Origin of the sequence: Rhizobium sp. BK538 (assembly GCF_014197575.1) — a bacterium.
Lineage (GTDB): Bacteria > Pseudomonadota > Alphaproteobacteria > Rhizobiales > Rhizobiaceae > Rhizobium.
Genome location: NZ_JACIFT010000013.1, coordinates 21,372 through 39,826 on the forward strand (window position 1 = coordinate 21,372; position 18,455 = coordinate 39,826).

16 protein-coding genes and 1 pseudogene are annotated in these 18,455 nt (G+C 59.0%); 16 read left to right on the forward strand and 1 reads right to left on the reverse strand.

What is annotated here, in order from left to right:
• The first annotated feature begins 18 nt into the window (after nt 1-18).
• The 13 genes from FHX09_RS17165 (at nt 19) to FHX09_RS17225 (ending at nt 14,793) form a co-directional block, all read left to right on the forward strand.
• On the forward strand, nt 19-1,218 hold the full coding sequence (locus FHX09_RS17165; RefSeq protein ID WP_184450426.1) for an adenylate/guanylate cyclase domain-containing protein: 1,200 nt from the start codon (nt 19-21) through the stop codon (nt 1,216-1,218).
• A gap of 561 nt (nt 1,219-1,779) precedes the next feature.
• Complete coding sequence (gene hlyD / locus FHX09_RS17170) at nt 1,780-2,790, forward strand: secretion protein HlyD (protein ID WP_183723068.1); 1,011 nt, start codon at nt 1,780-1,782, stop codon at nt 2,788-2,790.
• The gene (locus FHX09_RS17175) at nt 2,787-4,529 is read left to right on the forward strand and encodes an ATP-binding cassette domain-containing protein (RefSeq protein WP_183723070.1); all 1,743 of its coding nucleotides are present in this window, start codon (nt 2,787-2,789) and stop codon (nt 4,527-4,529) included. Before hlyD ends, FHX09_RS17175 begins: the two co-directional genes overlap by 4 nt.
• The gene (locus tag FHX09_RS17180; RefSeq protein WP_183723072.1) at nt 4,526-5,668 is read left to right on the forward strand and encodes an ABC transporter permease; all 1,143 of its coding nucleotides are present in this window, start codon (nt 4,526-4,528) and stop codon (nt 5,666-5,668) included. Before FHX09_RS17175 ends, FHX09_RS17180 begins: the two co-directional genes overlap by 4 nt.
• A gap of 1 nt (nt 5,669) precedes the next feature.
• Complete coding sequence (locus tag FHX09_RS17185) at nt 5,670-6,782, forward strand: ABC transporter permease (protein WP_183723074.1); 1,113 nt, start codon at nt 5,670-5,672, stop codon at nt 6,780-6,782.
• A 107-nt stretch (nt 6,783-6,889) separates the two neighbouring features.
• Complete coding sequence (locus FHX09_RS17190) at nt 6,890-7,516, forward strand: TetR/AcrR family transcriptional regulator (protein ID WP_246699462.1); 627 nt, start codon at nt 6,890-6,892, stop codon at nt 7,514-7,516.
• Nucleotides 7,517-7,711: 195 nt separating this feature from the next.
• Nucleotides 7,712-9,343, forward strand: a complete 1,632-nt coding sequence (locus FHX09_RS17195; protein ID WP_183723076.1) for an ATP-binding protein — start codon at nt 7,712-7,714, stop codon at nt 9,341-9,343.
• A gap of 60 nt (nt 9,344-9,403) precedes the next feature.
• Complete coding sequence (locus FHX09_RS17200; protein WP_183723078.1) at nt 9,404-9,688, forward strand: LysR family transcriptional regulator; 285 nt, start codon at nt 9,404-9,406, stop codon at nt 9,686-9,688.
• Nucleotides 9,689-9,823: 135 nt separating this feature from the next.
• Nucleotides 9,824-11,314: a mechanosensitive ion channel family protein gene (locus FHX09_RS17205; RefSeq protein ID WP_184450428.1), complete on the forward strand. Its 1,491-nt coding sequence runs from the start codon at nt 9,824-9,826 to the stop codon at nt 11,312-11,314.
• 134 nt (nt 11,315-11,448) lie between these two features.
• Nucleotides 11,449-12,090: a response regulator gene (locus FHX09_RS17210; RefSeq protein WP_183723082.1), complete on the forward strand. Its 642-nt coding sequence runs from the start codon at nt 11,449-11,451 to the stop codon at nt 12,088-12,090.
• 97 nt (nt 12,091-12,187) lie between these two features.
• Entirely contained in the window at nt 12,188-12,598 is a 411-nt protein-coding gene (locus FHX09_RS17215) for a cupin domain-containing protein (RefSeq protein ID WP_007788549.1), read from the forward strand.
• A gap of 103 nt (nt 12,599-12,701) precedes the next feature.
• A complete protein-coding gene (locus FHX09_RS17220; RefSeq protein WP_183723084.1) occupies nt 12,702-13,460 on the forward strand; it encodes an SDR family oxidoreductase in 759 nt (252 codons plus the stop codon).
• Between the two features lie 139 nt (nt 13,461-13,599).
• Nucleotides 13,600-14,793, forward strand: a complete 1,194-nt coding sequence (locus FHX09_RS17225; RefSeq protein ID WP_183723086.1) for an MFS transporter — start codon at nt 13,600-13,602, stop codon at nt 14,791-14,793.
• Here FHX09_RS17225 and FHX09_RS17230 read toward each other — a convergent pair.
• Nucleotides 14,738-16,339 carry a PAS domain-containing protein gene (locus FHX09_RS17230; protein WP_348649174.1) on the reverse strand — a complete coding sequence of 534 codons (1,602 nt, stop codon included), beginning with the start codon at nt 16,337-16,339 and terminating at the stop codon, nt 14,738-14,740. The genes FHX09_RS17225 and FHX09_RS17230 overlap by 56 nt on opposite strands.
• Nucleotides 16,340-17,020: 681 nt before the next feature.
• On the opposite strand from FHX09_RS17230, the gene FHX09_RS29965 reads away from it, so the two are divergent.
• The 3 genes and pseudogenes from FHX09_RS29965 (at nt 17,021) to FHX09_RS17245 (ending at nt 18,438) form a co-directional block, all read left to right on the forward strand.
• The gene (locus FHX09_RS29965) at nt 17,021-17,230 is read left to right on the forward strand and encodes a hypothetical protein (protein ID WP_246699463.1); all 210 of its coding nucleotides are present in this window, start codon (nt 17,021-17,023) and stop codon (nt 17,228-17,230) included.
• Between the two features lie 134 nt (nt 17,231-17,364).
• Nucleotides 17,365-17,576, forward strand: a pseudogene (locus FHX09_RS17240) (glutathione S-transferase); the annotation flags it as partial.
• Between the two features lie 223 nt (nt 17,577-17,799).
• Nucleotides 17,800-18,438, forward strand: a complete 639-nt coding sequence (locus tag FHX09_RS17245) for a response regulator (RefSeq protein ID WP_184450432.1) — start codon at nt 17,800-17,802, stop codon at nt 18,436-18,438.
• Nucleotides 18,439-18,455: the final 17 nt, after the last annotated feature.

Here is an 18,455-nt window from a genome sequence, read left to right on the forward strand (position 1 = left end):
ATTCTCAAGGAGATCACCATGAACACGATCACACGAGAACCGATTTCCCGGAGACACCGCGGGAGCGTCGGGCCCAATGTCGATCCTGGCTCCATCCTTGCCGTCCTGGAATGGCTCGCCGGCGACGAGTGCCATTCGATCGACGAAGCCGGCTTGGTTGCGGGTCTGGGTCTCAGGCTACGACAGATCGGCCTCCCGATCGACAGACTTACGCTCCATCTGATGACCCTTCATCCCGAGATCCTCGGCCGAACGGTCGCATGGGCTCCATCCGAACCCGTCGAAATCCATGACAGGGATCACGGGATCAAGGTCGAGTTCGCCTCCAGTGCACTGGTCAAGGTGATGGAGACACGTGAGCCGATGATCGTCGATGCGGGCGACAGAGACTCCCCATGGCAGCATATCGACGTCTTCGCGGGACGGAACCTCGTCCAGCTCATGATCGCGCCGCTGTGCAATGTCGATGGGCCGGTGAGTGCGGCGGGATTTGGGACGAAGCGGCCAGGCGGCTTCACGCTGTCCGAAATCCGTGTCATCGAGCGGATCCTGCCTTCGTTGCGCAATACCTGCGAAATGCGGGTCATGCGTCACGCCGAGCTGTCCCTGCTCGATACATACATCGGGCCGATGACGGCTCAACGAATCCTCGCCGGCAAAATCCGGCAGGGCGAGATCGAGACGATGCAGGCAGCACTTCTGCTTTGCGACATGAAGGGATTCACCGAACTCTCGAATCGTCTGCCTGACGAAAAGGTGCTGGAACTGCTCAACGCCTACTTCGATGCGGTGATCCCTGCGATCACGGGCAACGGCGGGGAAGTGCTGAAGTTCATGGGGGATGCGGCACTCGCATTCTTCCCGACATCCGACGCTGTGGTTGCGTGTCGACACGCGTTGGCAGCAACCGCTGAGATCTTCGCCAATCTTGCCGGATTCGAACAGAACGGTGCCCGCGTCGATGCAACTGTGGGATTGCACTATGGCAAGGTGAGCTATGGGAACATCGGCTCCGGACGGAGGCTGGATTTCACGGTCATCGGTTCGGACGTCAATCTGCTCAGCAGGATACAGACTGCCTGCGGGGGGCTCGGAAAGTCGGTTCTCATGTCTGACACGTTCCGCCGTAGCTCCGGGGCCGACAACATTGTCTCCACCAAATTTCACCGCCTGAAGGGTTTTGCCGATCCGATCGAGCTATTCACGATTGCGGAATAGAGAAGGCCTCCCTTCAACCGGTCTCGACTGCCAGTACGGAGGCCGACTGTCCGGCATGCCGCTCGCTCAACGGATGCGCGATCGGCAACCCATACCTACGGTACGCGGATCAGCCGGACGTCTGTTTTGTCCGGAGACGCTCGGCATAGTTGGCGTCAAGGTTACCTACACTGACCGGTAAGGAGTCTCAAAAGACCCTCGCGAAGCTCGGTTTCGTCCAGTGAGCCGGTAGGGTCGAGTTTCGCCCATGCCGTTCGCCAATTGCAGGATCGCGCTGCGTGCATGACGTTCCGATGCTACAACCGCAACAATCTTTGGCGTCAAATGGGTTTTGGGACGTGCCTACAATCCGTTTTCTGGGCCAGACCGCGTCAACGTAAACCAACGTTGGGCTAGCAGGGGACATCGCTTCGGGAGCTAAGTACCCGTTGCACTCCCGACGCGAAAACCATGCCTCGTCCTATGGATAGACGCTTGGGGACCTCATCCTCCGGAAGGTCGGGATAAAGCTGCGACGAGCTTTTGCGAGTTGCGTCATCGGCTTCGCCACAGGAGAAAGAAATGAACAAAGCCATACCGATCGTGATCGTGTTGGCCGCCTTGGGAGCTGCCGCCTGGAAGTACGACGTGCCCGCGGCCCTAGGGATTGCGCGTAACGCTGACGAGGAACTGGTCCTCTACGGCAACATCGACATCCGCCAGGTCTCGCTTGCGTTCCGCGTAAATGGTCGCATCGAGGAAGCGATGGTCGATGAAGGCGATGTCATAAAGCGCGGCGATATTCTGGCGCGCCTCGACAAGGATACGTACGATCATGCCGTTAGCTCGGGGGAAGCGAACGTCGCCGCCCTGCGCGCGACGCACGAGAAACTGGTCGTTGGCCCACGTCAGACCGAGATCGCGCAGGCACGGGCCACTCATGACGCAAGCGTGGCGGACCTCGAAAAGGCAAGTTTGGCCTACGACCGGGCGCGGCGACTACGGCCGCAAGGGACCATTTCCGAGGCCGGACTGGACGAGGCAACTGCAGCGAGAGCGATGGCGGCAGCGCGTTCGGATATGACGAAGCAGGCGCTTGCCTTCCTGCAAGAGGGTAGTCGCGTCGAAGACATCGCCACTGCCGCTGCACAGGTGAAAGCAGCGGAGGCCGCACTTCTCACGGCCAGAACTTCTCTATCGGATACCGAGCTGCGCGCACCCAATGACGGCGTCATCCTGTCGCGCATCAAGGAGCCGGGCGCAATCGTATCGTCATCCGATCCGGTGTACGTCCTGTCCCTGACAGCGCCTGTCTGGGTGCGTAGCTACATCGGCGAAGTCGATCTCGGCCGGATCTATCCGGGGATGAAGGTCAAAATCGCGTCCGATACCGATCCTGATAAGACCTACGATGGAACGATCGGCTTCATTTCTCCAGTCGCGGAATTCACTCCGAAGTCCGTGGAGACACCCGAGCTACGTACCGATCTCGTCTATCGACTGCGCGTCGTCATCGACGCGCCCGGCAAGGATCTTCGCCAGGGCATGCCTGTGACGCTTCGCTTGCCGGAAATCAAGGCGGCGACGAAATGAACGTCGTAGCCGAAACCACCCTTGCTGCCGACTTCGTCCGCCTCGACGGTGTGACCAAGCGCTTCGGGCAGGGAAAGCCGGCGCTCGACCAGGTGTCTGGCTCCATTCGTGGCGGTGAGATCACAGGGCTGGTGGGGCCGGACGGTGCTGGAAAGACGACCCTGATCCGCTTGATGACCGGCCTGATGGTGCCGGACAGCGGAGGGGTCGAAGTTCTGGGCTTCGGCACGCGCGAACGCTCGGCCGACATCCAGGCGGCCATCGGCTACATGCCGCAGCGCTTCGGCCTGTATGAGGACCTCTCGGTCCAGGAAAACCTCGAGCTCTATGCCGACTTGCGCGGTCTTGCGAAGCAGGACAGGGCGAGCATTTTCGACGAACTGCTCACATTTACCGACCTGAAGCGTTTTTCCACACGCCTGTCCGGAAAGCTCTCCGGAGGAATGAAGCAGAAACTCGGTCTTGCTTGCGCTCTCTTGAAGAAGCCTCGCTTGTTGCTTCTCGACGAGCCTGGCGTCGGCGTCGATCCTATCTCCCGGCGCGACCTCTGGAAGATGGTCGAAGACCTGATCAAGGAGGGCGTGGGCGTCGTCTGGTCGACCGCCTATCTCGATGAAGCGGAGGCCTGTGATCGCGTTCTACTGCTGAACGAGGGCAAGCTGCTGTTCTCGGGCAAGCCGCAGCAAATGACTGATCGGGTTAAGGGTCGCGTGTTCAGGGTGACCGGCGTCTCCGGGCGAAGGCGCACGATGCTGGCAAAGCTGCTCGATGAAGACGGCATTGTCGATGGCGGGATCCAGGGCGAGGCGATAAGGCTGGTAACGACGCCGGGTCGTGAAGCGCGATTTGCGGCCAGTGGCGACGCCAAAGTGGGCCCTGCCGCGCGCCGCTTCGAAGACGCCTTTGTGGACATGCTGGGTGGAGGGCCGGGCGGACGCTCCAGGCTCGCGGAGGCTCAGGCTTCCCTGGTCGCCAGGCGAGAGGGGCCGGTCATCGAAGCCAAAGGACTGGTCAAGCGCTTCGGCGACTTTACCGCAGCCGACAACATCACCTTCGACATTCCAAGCGGTGAGATATTCGGGCTGCTTGGACCGAACGGTGCCGGCAAATCAACCACCTTCAAGATGCTCTGCGGTCTGTTGAAGCCAACGGGCGGCGAGGGACGTGTGGCGGGCTTCGATCTGCGCCGTGATGCCGCGCAGGCGCGCAACCGTCTGGGATACATGGCGCAGAAGTTCTCTTTGTACGGCGATCTGAGCGTTCGGCAGAACCTTCAGTTCTTCGCGGGGGTTTACGGTCTCACAGGTAGCAAGAAGCGTGAGCGTATCGAGTTGATGACGTCGATTTTCGACTTCGGACCGCGCCTGTCGATGTCGGCAAAAGACCTTCCGCTCGGTTTAAAGCAGCGGCTGGCGCTTGCATGTGCGGTGATGCACGAACCGCAGGCCCTGTTTCTCGACGAACCCACCTCGGGTGTCGATCCGATTACCCGGCGCGAGTTCTGGACCCATATCAACGGTCTGGTCGAAAAAGGCGTGACCGTCCTCGTCACGACGCATTTCATGGACGAAGCCGAATACTGCGACCGCATCTCCCTGATCTATCGCGGCCGATCGATCGCTCTCGGCTCCCCGGACGAGCTCAAGGCCAGCGTCGTCACGGCGGAAAACCCCGATCCGACGATGGAAGACGCCTTCATCGCACTGGTGCAAGGCTCGGAAACGAGGGACGCCAAATGACCGGCCACCGCAACGCACCGCAATCGGGCCGCGCCCTTCGATTTGTCGCGCTTGTTCGAAAGGAAAGCCTTCAGGTCGTCCGAGATCCGAGCAGCATTCTGATCGCCTTCGTGCTGCCGCTGATCCTGCTCTTCCTGTTCGGCTACGGCATCTCCCTGGACACGAAGGAGACGCGCGTCGGGGTCGTCATCGAGGATGTGACGCCCGTCACCAGCGATCTTGCAGCGAGCTTCCAGGCTTCGCGCTATTTTTCGGTGACGACGGGACGCGATCGCCGCGAATTCGAGGAAGATCTGGTCCTCGCGCGGATTCGAGGCATCATCGTCATCCCGGCTGATTTTACGGACACATATACGGCCGTAACCCATCCTCAGATCCAGGTGATCGTCGACGGCTCCGATCCAAACACGGCGAATTTCGTGCAGAACTACGTCCAGGGGGCGGTCGCGACGTGGCGGCAGCTTCGACAGTCGGAGACTGTGGCTGATGGACCGCCTATCAAGGTCGAACAGCGTTTCTGGTTCAATCCTGAATTGACGAGCCGCTCCTTTCTCGTTCCCGGCTCCATCGCGATCATCATGACGCTTGTCGGGACCTTGCTGACGTCGCTGGTTGTCGCCCGCGAGTGGGAGCGCGGCACGATGGAGGCGATCATGGCCACCCCTGTTACGGCAATCGAACTCCTCGCTGGCAAGATCCTTCCATATTTCGCGCTCGCGCTCGCATCGATGACGCTGTGTGTCCTTCTCGCGGTGTTCGTTTTCGGCGTCCCGTTTCGCGGCTCCATAGGCGCGCTCTACCTGCTGTCTGCAGTCTTCCTCGTTCCGGCGCTGGGGCAGGGGCTGCTGATCTCGGCAGTGACGAAGAACCAGTTCCTGGCCTCGCAGATGGCGCTGATAACGGCGTTCCTGCCGTCCTTCTTGCTGTCCGGGTTTCTGTTCGAGATCAATTCGATGCCACAAGTCATCCAGTGGATCACCTTCGTGGTGCCCACCCGCTATCTGATCCCTTGTCTGCAGACGGTTTTCCTGGCCGGTGACATATGGCCGATGTTCTTTCGCTCCATCGGAGCAATGTTCCTGATCGGCTCCGTCTTTTTCATCCTCGCTGCCCGCAGCACGCGCAAAGGGATTGCCTGAGATGTGGTGGTCGAGACTGATAGCCCTTGTGGTGAAGGAGTTGCTGGCGGTGCTTCGTGACCCGAAGGGCCGTGCCATTCTGATCGGGCCGCCAATCGTGCAGCTCGTGGTGTTCTCCTATGCGGCGACGCTGGAGGTTCGCAATGTCGACGTGATGCTGCTCAATCGAGATGCAGGACATTGGAGCGAGGAGCTTGTCGCACGTATCCAGGGGTCGCCACGTTTCAGGCAGGTCATGCTCACGGACAGTCCGCAGGCGGTACGCGAGGCGATCGACCGCCAGAGGGTGACGGCCGCCATAACCGTCGGCCCGGATTTCTCTCGTGCTATCGAAGCCGGTGAGCCCGCGGATCTGCAGGTTCTGTTGGACGGACGTCGCTCGAATGCTGCCCAGATCGTTTCCGGCTACATCACCCAGATCGTGCTCGGCCTGGCAGCCGAGACACCGGCGGGCCAGCGGAAGGCGGCGACAGTGATAGAAACCGTACCGCGCTATTGGTTCAATCCAAACCTGATCTATCAGTGGTTCATGGTACCCAATCTCATTGCCAACATCGCGCTTCTGATCGGACTGATTGTGACCGCGCTGTCCATTGCGCGCGAGCGGGAGCTCGGCACCTTCGACCAGTTGATGGTCTCCCCGCTCCGCACGCATGAGATCGTGATCGGCAAGCTCACCCCGCCGATGCTGATCGGGCTCTTTCACATGACCGTCTACATTCTCGCGGCTGTCTTCATCTTCGCGGTTCCTTTGCGCGGATCGCTCATTCTGCTTTACGCAAGTTCGCTGTTCTATCTCGCCTCGATCGCAGGGATCGGTCTTTTCATCTCCGCGCTGTCGATGACCCAGCAACAGGCGATCCTCGGCGCATTTCTCTTTCTTGTCCCCGCGACGCTTCTATCCGGCTTCGCGACACCCATCGAAAACATGCCGGATTGGCTACAACCGATCACGGTCGTCAATCCGTTGCGGTATTTTCTCGTCATCGTGAAAGGCATATTCCTGAAGGACATTCCGTTGTCCGAAGTTGTGCGGCAGACGTTGCCCCTCCTGGCGATTGCCATCGTGACGCTGGGTGCGGCGTCTTGGCTGTTCCGACGCCGCCTCGAGTGATCGTCCAAATTCCCGAAAGCCGTCGCTACTAGGCCGGTCAACGGCTTGGTCTGCTTGCGATCGTGTGGTACTGAACGGTACCGCACTTCCTTTTTCAGAGAGTTCTTTTGAAAACGCCTGCCCATAATGCACTGTCACCAAAAGAGGAAAGCAGGCGAGAGGAGATCATCGCCGCCTCCGCCTCGGTCTTTTTCGAGAAAGGGTTCTCCCGGACGTCGATGGACGATGTAATAGCGATCATCGGCGGCTCCAAAAGGACCCTTTACAGGTATTTCCCGAGCAAAGACGAACTGTTTTTTGCGGTGGTGACAGGTGTCGCTGACCGCACGATGGAAGGGCTTAAGGTCAAGCATAATCGCGACCTTCGTCAAACCTTGATGACTTTTGGAGAAGGCTATCTGCGCACCGTCATTTCGTCGGACGGCTTGTCGCTGTTCCGCGCCGTCAGCTCTGAAGCGCCACATCTACCGAAACTCGGGGAACGATTTCTACAAGACTCGACGAACCGCGTTTCGCAACTCTTGGCGGACTATTTTGAAGAACAGAACCAGCGCCAACCTGCGGAGCCGATCGGTAACCCCAAACTGGCTGCAGGGCAGTTTCTGGCTCTCGTCCGGGGGCAGATCCACTTCGCTGCCCTGCTAGGGGGGCCAATTCCGAGTGGGAGGGATCTCGTCATTGTGGTGAGCCAGGCAGTCGAGACATTTCTTCACGGCGCGGTCAGCAGGAAATGACCGATTGAGACGTCCTAGCGATAACTTGTGAGTTTGTGGGCCATTTGACAGGTACGGTATAGTACCGTACCTGTCACCCAAGCAGTCAGACGCCGAAGCGTAGTCGGGCGACGGTCGGATCTGGCTTGCGCCGATAACCGATTGAGCGGCATCGCCTTCTACCTGGGTGGCCGCCCATCCAGATCGTGAGGTATCATGGATCACGCGCCAAACTCCAAGTCGGCAACACCAGTCGATCCGCTCCAGGCGTCGGTAGCCGATATGACGAGCGAGCGCGTCATCGTTTACAATGCGGATCGCAGGATCCTCCATTGGAATTTGGCCTCGCAAACTACCTACGGATGGGCGGAAACCGAAGTTATCGGCAGGCGGCTGGCTGAGTTCGTCGGCGAAGACGGCGTCGATTGGTCTGCGGTCGTCGCAAAGAGCCTATGGCAGGGCAGGGCTCGTAGAAAGACCGCGGCCGGCGAATTCGTTGAGCTGCGGCTAGGCGTCCAGGTACATCGTGATCAGGCAGGGGCGATCCTCAGCATCGTCGAAAGCGGTCGTCTCGCCGCCACTCCCGAAGCCACCAGCGAGCCTTGCCTGCAGATCGACCCCCAGGTCTATCGGGAGCTGAAGGGCAGCGAAACGCGCTATCGTAATCTGATCAACAACGTGCCGCTCCCACTCTGGCAGATAGATGCGCGGATGATGATCGAGGCCTTTGAAGGACTGAAAGCGTCGGGAGTTGGCGATATCGTTGGTCATTGCAAAGAAACGCCGGGGTGCGTGGAGCTGGCCAAGGAGTCGGTCCTCGTGACGGGCGTCAACGACAGCGCGATCAGGCTGCTGAATGCTTCCGGGAAAGGAGAACTCCTAGGGCCTGTTCGATATCTGTTTTCCGCTAGCCCGGAAACCGCCACGCGCATCATCGCGGCCCGCTTCAACGAGGGCTGCAATTATATCGAGGAGATGAAACTCCGCGCTTTCGATGGCCGGCTCCTCGATGTCCTGCTCTTCGCGACGTTCCCTCAAACACCTGACAACCCGGACCTCGCGCTGATCATGATGGTCGATGTCACGGCACAGCGCAGAGCCGAGCGGCAGCTCCGCAAAGTCGAATCGGATTTCGCGCATGCGGCTCGTGTTTCGACGCTTGGTGAGCTGGTCACGACGATTGCGCACGAGGTGCGGCAACCCCTGTCGGTGATCCTCACCGATGCAGACACCGGAACACGGTGGCTGGATCGCGACGAGCCGAACATTGCCAAGGTGAAGGCGATCATGGCAAGAATCATGGAGAACTCGCGCCGAGCCAACCAGGTGATCAGCCGTATCCAGGACATGACCGTCAAGCGGGATCCTGTGCGACAGCAAGTCGAGGTCAATGCCGTTGTCGAAGAGGCTTTGGCTATCGTGGCGGCTGAAAGTCAGGTCCAAGCCATTGCCGTTTCATCATGGCTCGATGATCGGCTTCCTATTGTCTTGGGTGACCGCATCCAGCTCCAGCAGGTGGTCGTAAACCTGTTGCTCAACAGTATACAAGCCATCTCCGTCTCCGCCCCAGAAATGCGAGAGATCTTCGTCGAAACTTCGATCGACGAACGAGGAGCCATGACCCTGTCTGTACGCGATACCGGCGGAGGCATTCCTTCCGGGCATCTTGATCGGATCTTCAATGGCTTCTTCTCGACGAAAACGGACAGCATGGGAATTGGCCTGGCGATATGTCGATCCATCGTCGATGACCATGGCGGCACGATCAGCGTGGCCAATGGCGTCAAAGGCGCGAATTTTCGGGTCACGCTTCCCATTTCGGTTCCTGACGAAACACCCAACGAATGATTTGGATACTCAGGCTGTGGACCGTCACCGGACCAATGGGTCTGAAGTCGGAGAAATCGTATGCGAGATTGGAACGATCTCCGGCTATTTGTCGCCGTTGGTTGTTCAAGAGGTTTCGCTGCCGCCGAACGGGAACTTGGCACGCCGCGGTCTACGTTCTGCCGTCGGATCTCCGCATTGGAAGAAAGATTGGATGTCCGGCTGATTGACCGTTCGACCCGCCGTTTCTCGGTAACCGACATCGGCTTGCAATACTTTGAGCGATACCGAGCCATGGCGATCGAAGCACGCGCGGCACAAGAGGCAATTGATCACACCAAAGCCAAACCTTTAGGGGACGATTGACTTCGCACCTTCCTCGCATGCCATCAGTGATCGACAGCCTCAGGCAGCGGCCCGGAGACCATAGGGGCAAACCTTCGTTTGATAGCCTCCCCAGCAGGCCGTGCGTATGGTGGGAATTTCCTCGCGAGATTTGATATGGGTCACGAAGTTCCATTGTTGCCGCTGGCTATCAGTGTCCTGGGCGTCGGCGGGATTGTAGTGTGGCATGTGCAAGGCCCGTCTCGCCCAACCGCCCGGCTTATCGTGCAGATCGCGTTCTTTGCGGTGATGACGGCGGTTCTGGCCTACGCTCATGCCTTTCCCTTCCATTACGAGCCTGGCAGCCTCGACGGGGCGAACGCGCTGCTTGTTTCGGCGAAGATCCTCTGGTGGGTCCATTTGTCCTGGGCCGTAATCGGTTTCGTGCGGATCTACATCGTCCTCGATCATCGTCCGCGAGAGGCGAGGCTGATCCAGGACCTGATCGTGGCCGTCGTGTACCTCGGCGTGTTGCTTTCGATCCTGGCCTTCGTCTTTGGCGTCCCGATCGGAACGTTAATGGCGACGTCCGGGGTCATCGCCATCATCCTCGGACTGGCGTTGCAAAACACCCTCGGTGACGTGTTCTCGGGCATCGCACTAACGCTTGGTCGTCCGTACGTGATCGGCGACTGGATCGAGTTGAGCGACGGTACCGAGGGAAGGGTGATGGCCAGCAACTGGCGCTCGACCTACCTCCTTACCGGCGCTCACAATGTCGTTGTCCTGCCAAACAGCGTTCTCGCCAAATTGGGCCTTACCAATGTCAGCCAGCCCGACGAGAACCATCAAATCACGCTGCGGGTGAGGGTGGCTCCGACGCGGATGCCTCGAACAATCATGGAGGTGATGCGCACAGTGCTCGACAGCAGCAACATGATCGTGAAGCAACCCCGTCCGAACGTCGTGCTCGTCGGTATCGACGCCAGCGCAGTCACCGCCGAATTGCAGTTCCGCGTCACGAGCCCGGCGCAGCGCGGCGAGGCCCGCAGCGAAGTCATCGATCTCGTTTATCGTCATTGCAGGGCCAACGGCTTGCAACTGGCGACGCCACTGGAAAGCTCGGTGTTCGCGGGGTGCAACGCTCGACTTGAGGTGCAGCCTACGGCCCCAACAGCGCTCGGCCTTATCGAGGCCATCCCCATCTTCTCTGTCTTGAGCAGTGACGAGCGCGTCGCTCTCGCAACCTCCGCAACCCGACGAATACTTGCCCCCGGCACCGAAATCGTCCGGGAGGGCAAGGCACTCGCGACACTCATGATTGTGCAGGCAGGCATCGTGGCAATGAAGAAGGATAACGACGAAATCGCCAGGTTGGCACCCGGAGACTTTTTCGGCGAACAGGGATCGCTTGCTGGTATGGAGGAAAACCACACGCTGGAAGCTGTCACGCGCGTCATCGTGTACGAGATCGACAAGGACGCCTTTGCTGCGCTGCTGCGGGATCGGCCGGAGCTTGCCGAAGACCTGGCCGCGAACCTGGCTCACAGGGAGCGGATAGGAGAGAGATCGACGGCGCCGTCGATCCAGCATGAGCGTCGGCGTCTGGACCTACTCAACCGAATAAGGTCGATGTTCCAGATACATCGGAACCATGTGAACACCTGAACTTAATCGCTTCGCTCACCACCTTGGGAAGCTAAATCCATTGACAGGACGGCGTCATTGGATGCGAATGCTGCATGACCTGACATAGTCTTTCGGTGCGATTGTTGCTCTCGGCGCAACGACGGGAGGCCCATATGCCTGAAACTGGCAGTTCGAAGCACCCGCTCGCCACGGTTCACATCATCGACGATGACGCTCACTTGCGAGCGTCGCTTCTCAATTTCTTTGACTCGATAGGACAGCGGGCGGCTGCGTTCGAGAGTGCCATTGATTTCCTCGAGCACGCCGATCTGACGCTGCCCGGCTGCATCCTCCTCGACATTAGAATGCCTGGGATGACAGGCTTAGAGCTTCAGGAAAAACTGACAGGTCTCGGATACCCGCTTCCGATCATTTTCATGACGGGAAACGCCAGCGTTGCGACAAGCGTATCCGCCATGAAGGCCGGCGCTTTCGACTATCTATTGAAACCGTTCAGCTCGGAAAGTCTGATCAAGGCAACGAAACTCGCTTTGGATCGCAACGCCGAACTGCGCGGCAAATATGCGTCGTTGCTTCATGCCCAAGACAGCATTGCCAGCCTGACGCCGCGAGAAGCGGAAGTGTTCGGATTCGTGTCCAAGGGTCTGATGAACAAGCAGATCGCCTACGAGATGGGAATAAGCGAGATCATGGTCAAACTGCACCGTGGTCGGATGATGAAGAAGCTTGACGCCCGGTCTGTCGCAGATCTCGTACGCATCTTCGATGCGGTCTATCCGCAAGGTTCGAAGTGACGTTCAGGCGACGGCTAACCTTCGTATAGCTATCCATCCGATGCGGGCATCGCCTACGATCTGCGCGTAATCAATCATCTCGAGAAGGAGATAATCCATGCGAACGCTGGCAATCGGTTTGCTATGCGCGGCTATGATCGCGGTTCCCGCCGCGGCCGCGGATAAATCGCACAATGCCAATGTTACCGTGGTGTTCGACCACAAGCTTCCGAACGTCCCCGGCAAGAGCATGCGCGGCGTTCTGGTCGAGTATGGCCCCGGTGGCTACAATCCCTCGCACATGCACCCCAAGAGCGCCTTCATCTATGCAACCGTTATCGAGGGCTCAATCAAAAGCCAGGTCAATGGTGGCGAGGTGAAGGTCTACAAGAATGGTGAAAACTGGATGGAAGTCCCCGGCGACCACCACCAGGTGAGCGCCAATGCCAGCGAAACCGAGCCTGCGAAGCTTCTCGCAGTCTTTGTAGTCGATACCGATGAAACCAAGCTGGTGTATCCCGACAACTAAGGTTGTCGCTGCGATGCGGCGGGGGCCACGGCAGCCCTTCGCCGCTACCCGATTACGAAAACCGGATGATCCGCGAAGGATCACGAAGCGAAAGGTCGAAAACATGAAAATCGTAATCATCGGAGGCTCGGGCCTCATTGGAACAAAAGTTGCCGCTCTCCTGAGAAACCAGGGACATGACGTCGTGCAGGCCTCTCCGTCCACCGGAGTAAACACTCTAACGGGCGAGGGGCTTTCCGGCGCACTTGCCGGTGCGGCGGTGGTGATCGATCTGGCTAACTCGCCCTCATTCGCGCCGGCCGACGTGCTTTCGTTCTTCAAACAATCGACCTCCAATCTCATCATTGCCGAGAAGGCGGCGGGTGTTCGCCATCACGTCGCGCTTTCCATCGTCGGCATCGAGAGATCACCCGACAACGGCTACTTCCCTGGGAAGGTCGCTCAGGAAGATATTGTCAAGAAGGGCGGCGTTCCCTACACGATCGTCAGGTCGACGCAGTTTATGGAGTTCCTGGGCGGCATCGCCGACAGCGCAACGGTCGACAAGACTGTCCACGTTTCACCTGGAGCGTTCCAGCCGATCGCGGCGGACGACGTCGCCGGCTTCGTCGCGGAGGCTGCGACTGGTACTGCGGCAAACCAGACAATCGAGATCGCAGGTCCGGATAAGAAGCCGATGAGCGACTTCCTGACCGGCTATCTTGCCGCCACTCATGACGCTCGGACCGTGGTGGTCGACAAGGAAGCCAGGTATTTCGGCTCACTCGTCGACGACCAATCCCTGGTCCCGCTGGGCACCGCCAAGCTCGGACGGTTGAACGTCAAGACCTGGTTCGCGCAGCGCGCGAAAGCTGCTGCCTGAGTTTGAATAGCTAGGGACGGCGCGGACGACCGCGCCTCGGACTTAGGCGGACATGCGACCTTAATACGATTTACCTGCCGAACGCGAACGCGTACATTTGCTGGTCTCACTCGTAGACCGGCGGCATGGCAATCGTCTCATGATCAATATCTCAAACCCGTCTGCGGCGCGCGACCCGGCGGCCCTCGTTGTCGGCGTCATTGCCGCCCAGGTGATCGGCGGACTGTTCGCCCAAATGTCGCCGTTTGTTATTGCCGGGTTGATGGACGGTTTGTCGTTGTCAGAGCGCGACGCGGGCATCGTCACCTCCGTGGAACTTCTTGCGCTCGCTTTCACCGCGATCTCGATCGCTCCTGTTTTGCCCCGGCTCTCCTACCGGCGTGTCTGCATTGCGGCTGTTGGATTGATGTTGCTGGCTCAAGGAGCTTCGATCATTGCTGGCGGATGGACAGCCTTGATTTTGCTGCGGACCCTTGCAGGCGTCGGAGAAGGAGCGCTTTATGCGATGTCGTTGACCATCGTCGCCTCCCACTGCCGCAATCCCGAAAAGGTTTTCGGTTTCTTCCAACTGGTCTGGGCCCTTGGAAGTGTCCCACTCTTCAGCATAGGTGGCGAACTAACAGCCGCATTTGCGCATAGGGGTGTCTTTGCGTTGATGGGCGGAGTTACCCTCGCACTTGCTCCGCTGCTTCTCCTTGTTCCGGATACCCGGCCGTTCAAGGAAGAGAAAGCTGCGTCGGATGCTGAGGCCATTTCACCTCTGGTCGGCACATTGCTCTTAGCCGCTATCCTCCTCTTCGTTGCAGTGTCCGCCGCTCTTTACGCTTTCAGCGCTCCCTTGGGCGAGCGTGCAGGAATGGAGACCACCGCAGTCGGATACGCGTTGACCATCGCCTCGTTCGTCGGTCTCATCGGCGCGGCAGCGGCCACGGCGCTGAACGTTCGCTTGGGAAGGGCGATGCCCATTTCCGCGTTCTGTCTCGGCTATGCGCTTATCGCCCTGGTGCTGTGCCTCTGGCAAAATTCCACAGCTTATGTGATCGCCCTCGTGGGATCGGTTATCCTTTACTACTTCTCGATGCCCTACCTCTTCGGCCTTGCCGCGGCTATCGACCGTAGCGGGCGTTGGGCAGCAGCGGCGGGATCAGCGTACTTGTTGGGTTTCGCAGCCGGCCCTGTCTTGGGCGGCGTTGTGATCGCGGCGAGCGGCTATACGAGCCTTGGTGCGGTTTGCGTCGCGATGACGGCTATCGCCTGGATTCTTGCGATGATCGTCATCAGCCGAGCCCGCCTTGAGGCCCGGGCGACAGATCTTCTGCCATCGAAAGGGTGAAGGCAACGGTCGCGCCCCCGGCGTCGTTGTTGGTCATCCGGAATTGGCCTCCATGGGACTCCACGATCGAACGACAGATCGCGAGCCCCATCCCCATGCCATCCTTTTTGGTCGTGAAGAACGGCTCGAAGACACGATCGATCTCGCTGAACCCACTCCCGGCGTCCCGAACCTCAATTCGCACAGCGCCGGACCCATCGCGACATGAGCGTATATCCAGTGAACGCGCGCTATCCTCCGTCTTATCCATCGCCTGGATGCCATTCCGGATGAGGTTCATCAGAACCTGTTGTATCTGTACGCGATCAAGGGCGATCATCGGAGGATTGGGATCCAGATCCGTTGTGATCCGAACGGCGTTCGCGCCAACTTCGTCGGCCATGAGGCGGCAGACTTCCTCTATGAGGAGGTTTGCGTTTTCAAGTGTTCGAGGTTGCGAAATGTGTTGGAACAGGGCGCGGATCCGCCGGACGACATCCCCTGCGGATACCGCCGCCGTCGTAATGCGTTCGGCAGCGAGCTTTGCCCGCTCCACGTTCGGAGGATCGACGCAAAGCCAACGAGTGCAGGCGTCTGAATCGGCCGCAATCGCCGCCAAAGGCTGATTGACCTCGTGCGCGATAGAGGCGGACAGTTCGGCCAGGTTTGCAGCTTGAGTCGCATGGGCAAGCTTCGCGGCCGAGCGCCGCAAGGCATCTTCCGCTTGCACCTGATCATGAATCTCGTGGCAGAGGCCGAACCACGTGACGATGTGCCCATCCTTGTCGCGCATCGGCTCAGCGCGACCCGACATCCACCTGTACATGCCGTCAGCCCGAAGGAGTCGATACCTCATGGCGAAGCTTTCGCCCGTCATCAGGCAACGCCCCAACTCGTTCCCTACGGGTGCTGCGTCGTCCGGATGGAAGATTGTATCCATCACGGTCTCGAGAGTTGCCTGGTCCAAGATTTCCAGACCGAGAAAGTCAGCCATGCGCTTGTTCACCAGTGTGGTAGTCCCGTCTGGTGTAAGTCGCCACAAGTTGCTCGGGACCATATCGACCAGCAATGACAGCTCGGCCGTCCGATTGCGCAGATCCTCCTCGGCGCGCCTCTGCTCTTCGATGTCGATCGTCTGCCCAAACCATGCGTTGATAAAACCTCGGTCATCGTACGACGGTCTGCCCGATGCTCGAAACCAACGATATTCGCCATCGTCCCGACGCAGGCGGTGCTCGCTGTCGAAGTGCGCCCCCGTCTCTAGGCTGTGCCCCCATTTCGCCGCAACGCTCTCATGATCGTCGGGATGAATATATCGCCGCCAACCGAATTGGTCTCCTCGCAAGAAGAATGCGACCTCATCAAGTGTCGTGCCGAAGTATGCTTGCATGCTCTGGTTCATATAGGTGAACCTGCCAAGCGGATCAGCACACCAAAGATGCGCCGGTATGCTCTCAGCGAGCTGCACCGTCAAATCTGAGGTGCCGCCGCCCGAATCCGTTGAAGTGGACATCGTCCTCGTTCGCGCCTGTCTACTCGACATACGATCCTCCGCGTTGTCGACCACTCCATCCACCGTTGCTGGTTTGCTGGCAGATTTCCTGGCCCCGCGCACGATTCTACATAATTAAGGGCGCACTCGATGCTGAGTTTATAGCCCCTCTGGTGAGAAGTGCAGCCCCAAAACTTTATAGGGGAGTGAATCGAAGTCACCATCAAACCCGTGTGACTTGGGGTAGACGTCGATTTAAGCTGCTCGCTTCAGACTACCGGCAGCGACACGTTGCGCGCCCCGAAGCCGAGCTCGCTCGCGAGATGGAAGCTTCCTCCGGCTTCATTGGCGAAGTGGCTCACGATTGTCAGGCCAAGTCCGCAGTCCTGTCGTCTTAGTCGTGAAAAACGGCTCGGATGCGCGACGAAACATACCGTGCCGCATCCCATCGGCCTCGATCTCAAAAAGCGACGCCGCCACGTCGAACTTGTCTAATAATCATCTTCTCCGCTGATTTTCGGCCGAACACGTGCGTGCTTCTCGACCGGTCTGTCTGCGCCACCCTGTCGGCCATTCGGCGCACGCGCCCCCGGAAGCCAGCTGTCCGCCCGCGGCCTAGGTACGGCGGGAGAGAATGGCGAGCAAGTAAACTTACGTTTGGATTACGGCCGCGCTCATCGGACTGTATCCTCGCTCTGCAGCCCCAGACGGTCGTGGCCCGGCGACCCTATACGACCAGCACGGAAGGAAAAAACGATGGATTCCAAGGTGAGAGACAACCCTGAAATGCATCGGTTTGAGCGCCAGATACATGCAGGAGTGTTGGCCGCGGCATACTATGAGGTGGACGGCGAACGACCTGTCTTCGTCCACGTCGAGGTTCCGGAATTCGAGGGACGGGCATTGGTGCCGCCCTCGTCAAAGGCGTCTTCGATAATCTCCGGGAAAGAGGCCAAAAGGCCGTGATCCGGTGCTCGTTCATGCAGAACTTCCTGCAGACGCACCCGGAATTCAATGACGTCGTGGACGGATCCTAGCAAGGCCGCTCGGTTCTTGAATCGTGCCCCGTCACGTTCACCGAACAACAAAGGAACCGTCCGATGAAGCTCTACTACTCTCCTGTGGCATGCAGCCTGGCAGACCACATCGCGTTGAGGGAAGCCGATGTCGATTTCGAGATTGAGCGCGTCGACCTCGCAACGAAACTGACAGCAGGCGGCGCGATTTCGGTACCGTCACCCCGAAAGGATACGTGCCGGCGCTGGAACTGGAAACCGGAGAGATCCTGACGGAGAACACCGCCATTGGACCGCGGCGCGTCACTCCTTTTTCGGAGTTGGTCGGGTGATGAACAGTTCCGCTGTCGCTGCCGCTGCACGCATGCATGGGTCAGGCGCTGGAGAGCAAGTAAACCAAGGTTTATCATCACTAGGCTTGGCGTTCGTGATAATCAGACCCAGCGGCGGCACCCACTTGGCATCGACGTCATTCCGCCCCTCATAAGAGAGGGCGCCGCAGCGAGTGGAGGATCGATCATGGAAAAGCTAGATACGAAACAGGATTTATCCGCCGAACCTATTGTCTATGTCATCGATGATGACAAGCACATGCGAGACGCTCTTCTCGACCTCTTCATGGTAACGAATAGGCGGGCTTCCGCTTACTCCAGTGGACCTGAGTTCATGAGCACGGCCGATACGACCGCCCCTGGCTGTATCGTTGTCGACCTTCGAATGCCCGGAGGCACCGGCCTCGATGTCCAGAGCCAGTTGATCTCGCTCGGAAGTAAGATGCCGGTCATTTTCCTGACGGCCTATGCCGACGTTCCGGCCAGCGTCAGGGCGATGAAAGCCGGCGCTACCGATTTCCTCACCAAACCGTTCGTTACGCGGGATCTGCTCGACGCTGTAGACCACGCCATTCGCCTGGACGGCGAGAGACGCAAAGTTGAAACCGAACGCGAGCAGATTCGGAGGCTGGTCGATAAGCTGACCCCGCGAGAGCAGCAAGTGATGCTCGGCGTCGTCAGCGGGCTTATGAACAAGCAGGTCGCCTATCAGCTCGGGATCAGCGAAATGACCGTGAAGCTGCATCGGATGAGCGTGATGCGCAAAATGCAGAGCCGTTCCATTGCCGATCTGGTTCGCAAGGCCGAAAAACTGCAAAGGAACTGAGGGCGCCCGCAGAGCGC

Excerpts from the sequence above, each read along its gene's own strand:
- FHX09_RS17220 (WP_183723084.1), top strand. The coding sequence starts at position 12,702 with ATGAAAATCGTAATCATCGGAGGCTCGGGCCTCATTGGAACAAAAGTT.
- FHX09_RS17185 (WP_183723074.1), top strand. The coding sequence starts at position 5,670 with ATGTGGTGGTCGAGACTGATAGCCCTTGTGGTGAAGGAGTTGCTGGCG.
- FHX09_RS17180 (WP_183723072.1), top strand. The coding sequence starts at position 4,526 with ATGACCGGCCACCGCAACGCACCGCAATCGGGCCGCGCCCTTCGATTT.
- FHX09_RS17215 (WP_007788549.1), top strand. The coding sequence starts at position 12,188 with ATGCGAACGCTGGCAATCGGTTTGCTATGCGCGGCTATGATCGCGGTT.
- FHX09_RS17195 (WP_183723076.1), top strand. The coding sequence starts at position 7,712 with ATGGATCACGCGCCAAACTCCAAGTCGGCAACACCAGTCGATCCGCTC.
- FHX09_RS17175 (WP_183723070.1), top strand. The coding sequence starts at position 2,787 with ATGAACGTCGTAGCCGAAACCACCCTTGCTGCCGACTTCGTCCGCCTC.
- FHX09_RS17165 (WP_184450426.1), top strand. The coding sequence starts at position 19 with ATGAACACGATCACACGAGAACCGATTTCCCGGAGACACCGCGGGAGC.
- FHX09_RS17205 (WP_184450428.1), top strand. The coding sequence starts at position 9,824 with ATGGGTCACGAAGTTCCATTGTTGCCGCTGGCTATCAGTGTCCTGGGC.
- FHX09_RS17245 (WP_184450432.1), top strand. The coding sequence starts at position 17,800 with ATGGAAAAGCTAGATACGAAACAGGATTTATCCGCCGAACCTATTGTC.
- hlyD (WP_183723068.1), top strand. The coding sequence starts at position 1,780 with ATGAACAAAGCCATACCGATCGTGATCGTGTTGGCCGCCTTGGGAGCT.
- FHX09_RS17200 (WP_183723078.1), top strand. The coding sequence starts at position 9,404 with ATGCGAGATTGGAACGATCTCCGGCTATTTGTCGCCGTTGGTTGTTCA.
- FHX09_RS29965 (WP_246699463.1), top strand. The coding sequence starts at position 17,021 with ATGGATTCCAAGGTGAGAGACAACCCTGAAATGCATCGGTTTGAGCGC.
- FHX09_RS17225 (WP_183723086.1), top strand. The coding sequence starts at position 13,600 with ATGATCAATATCTCAAACCCGTCTGCGGCGCGCGACCCGGCGGCCCTC.
- FHX09_RS17210 (WP_183723082.1), top strand. The coding sequence starts at position 11,449 with ATGCCTGAAACTGGCAGTTCGAAGCACCCGCTCGCCACGGTTCACATC.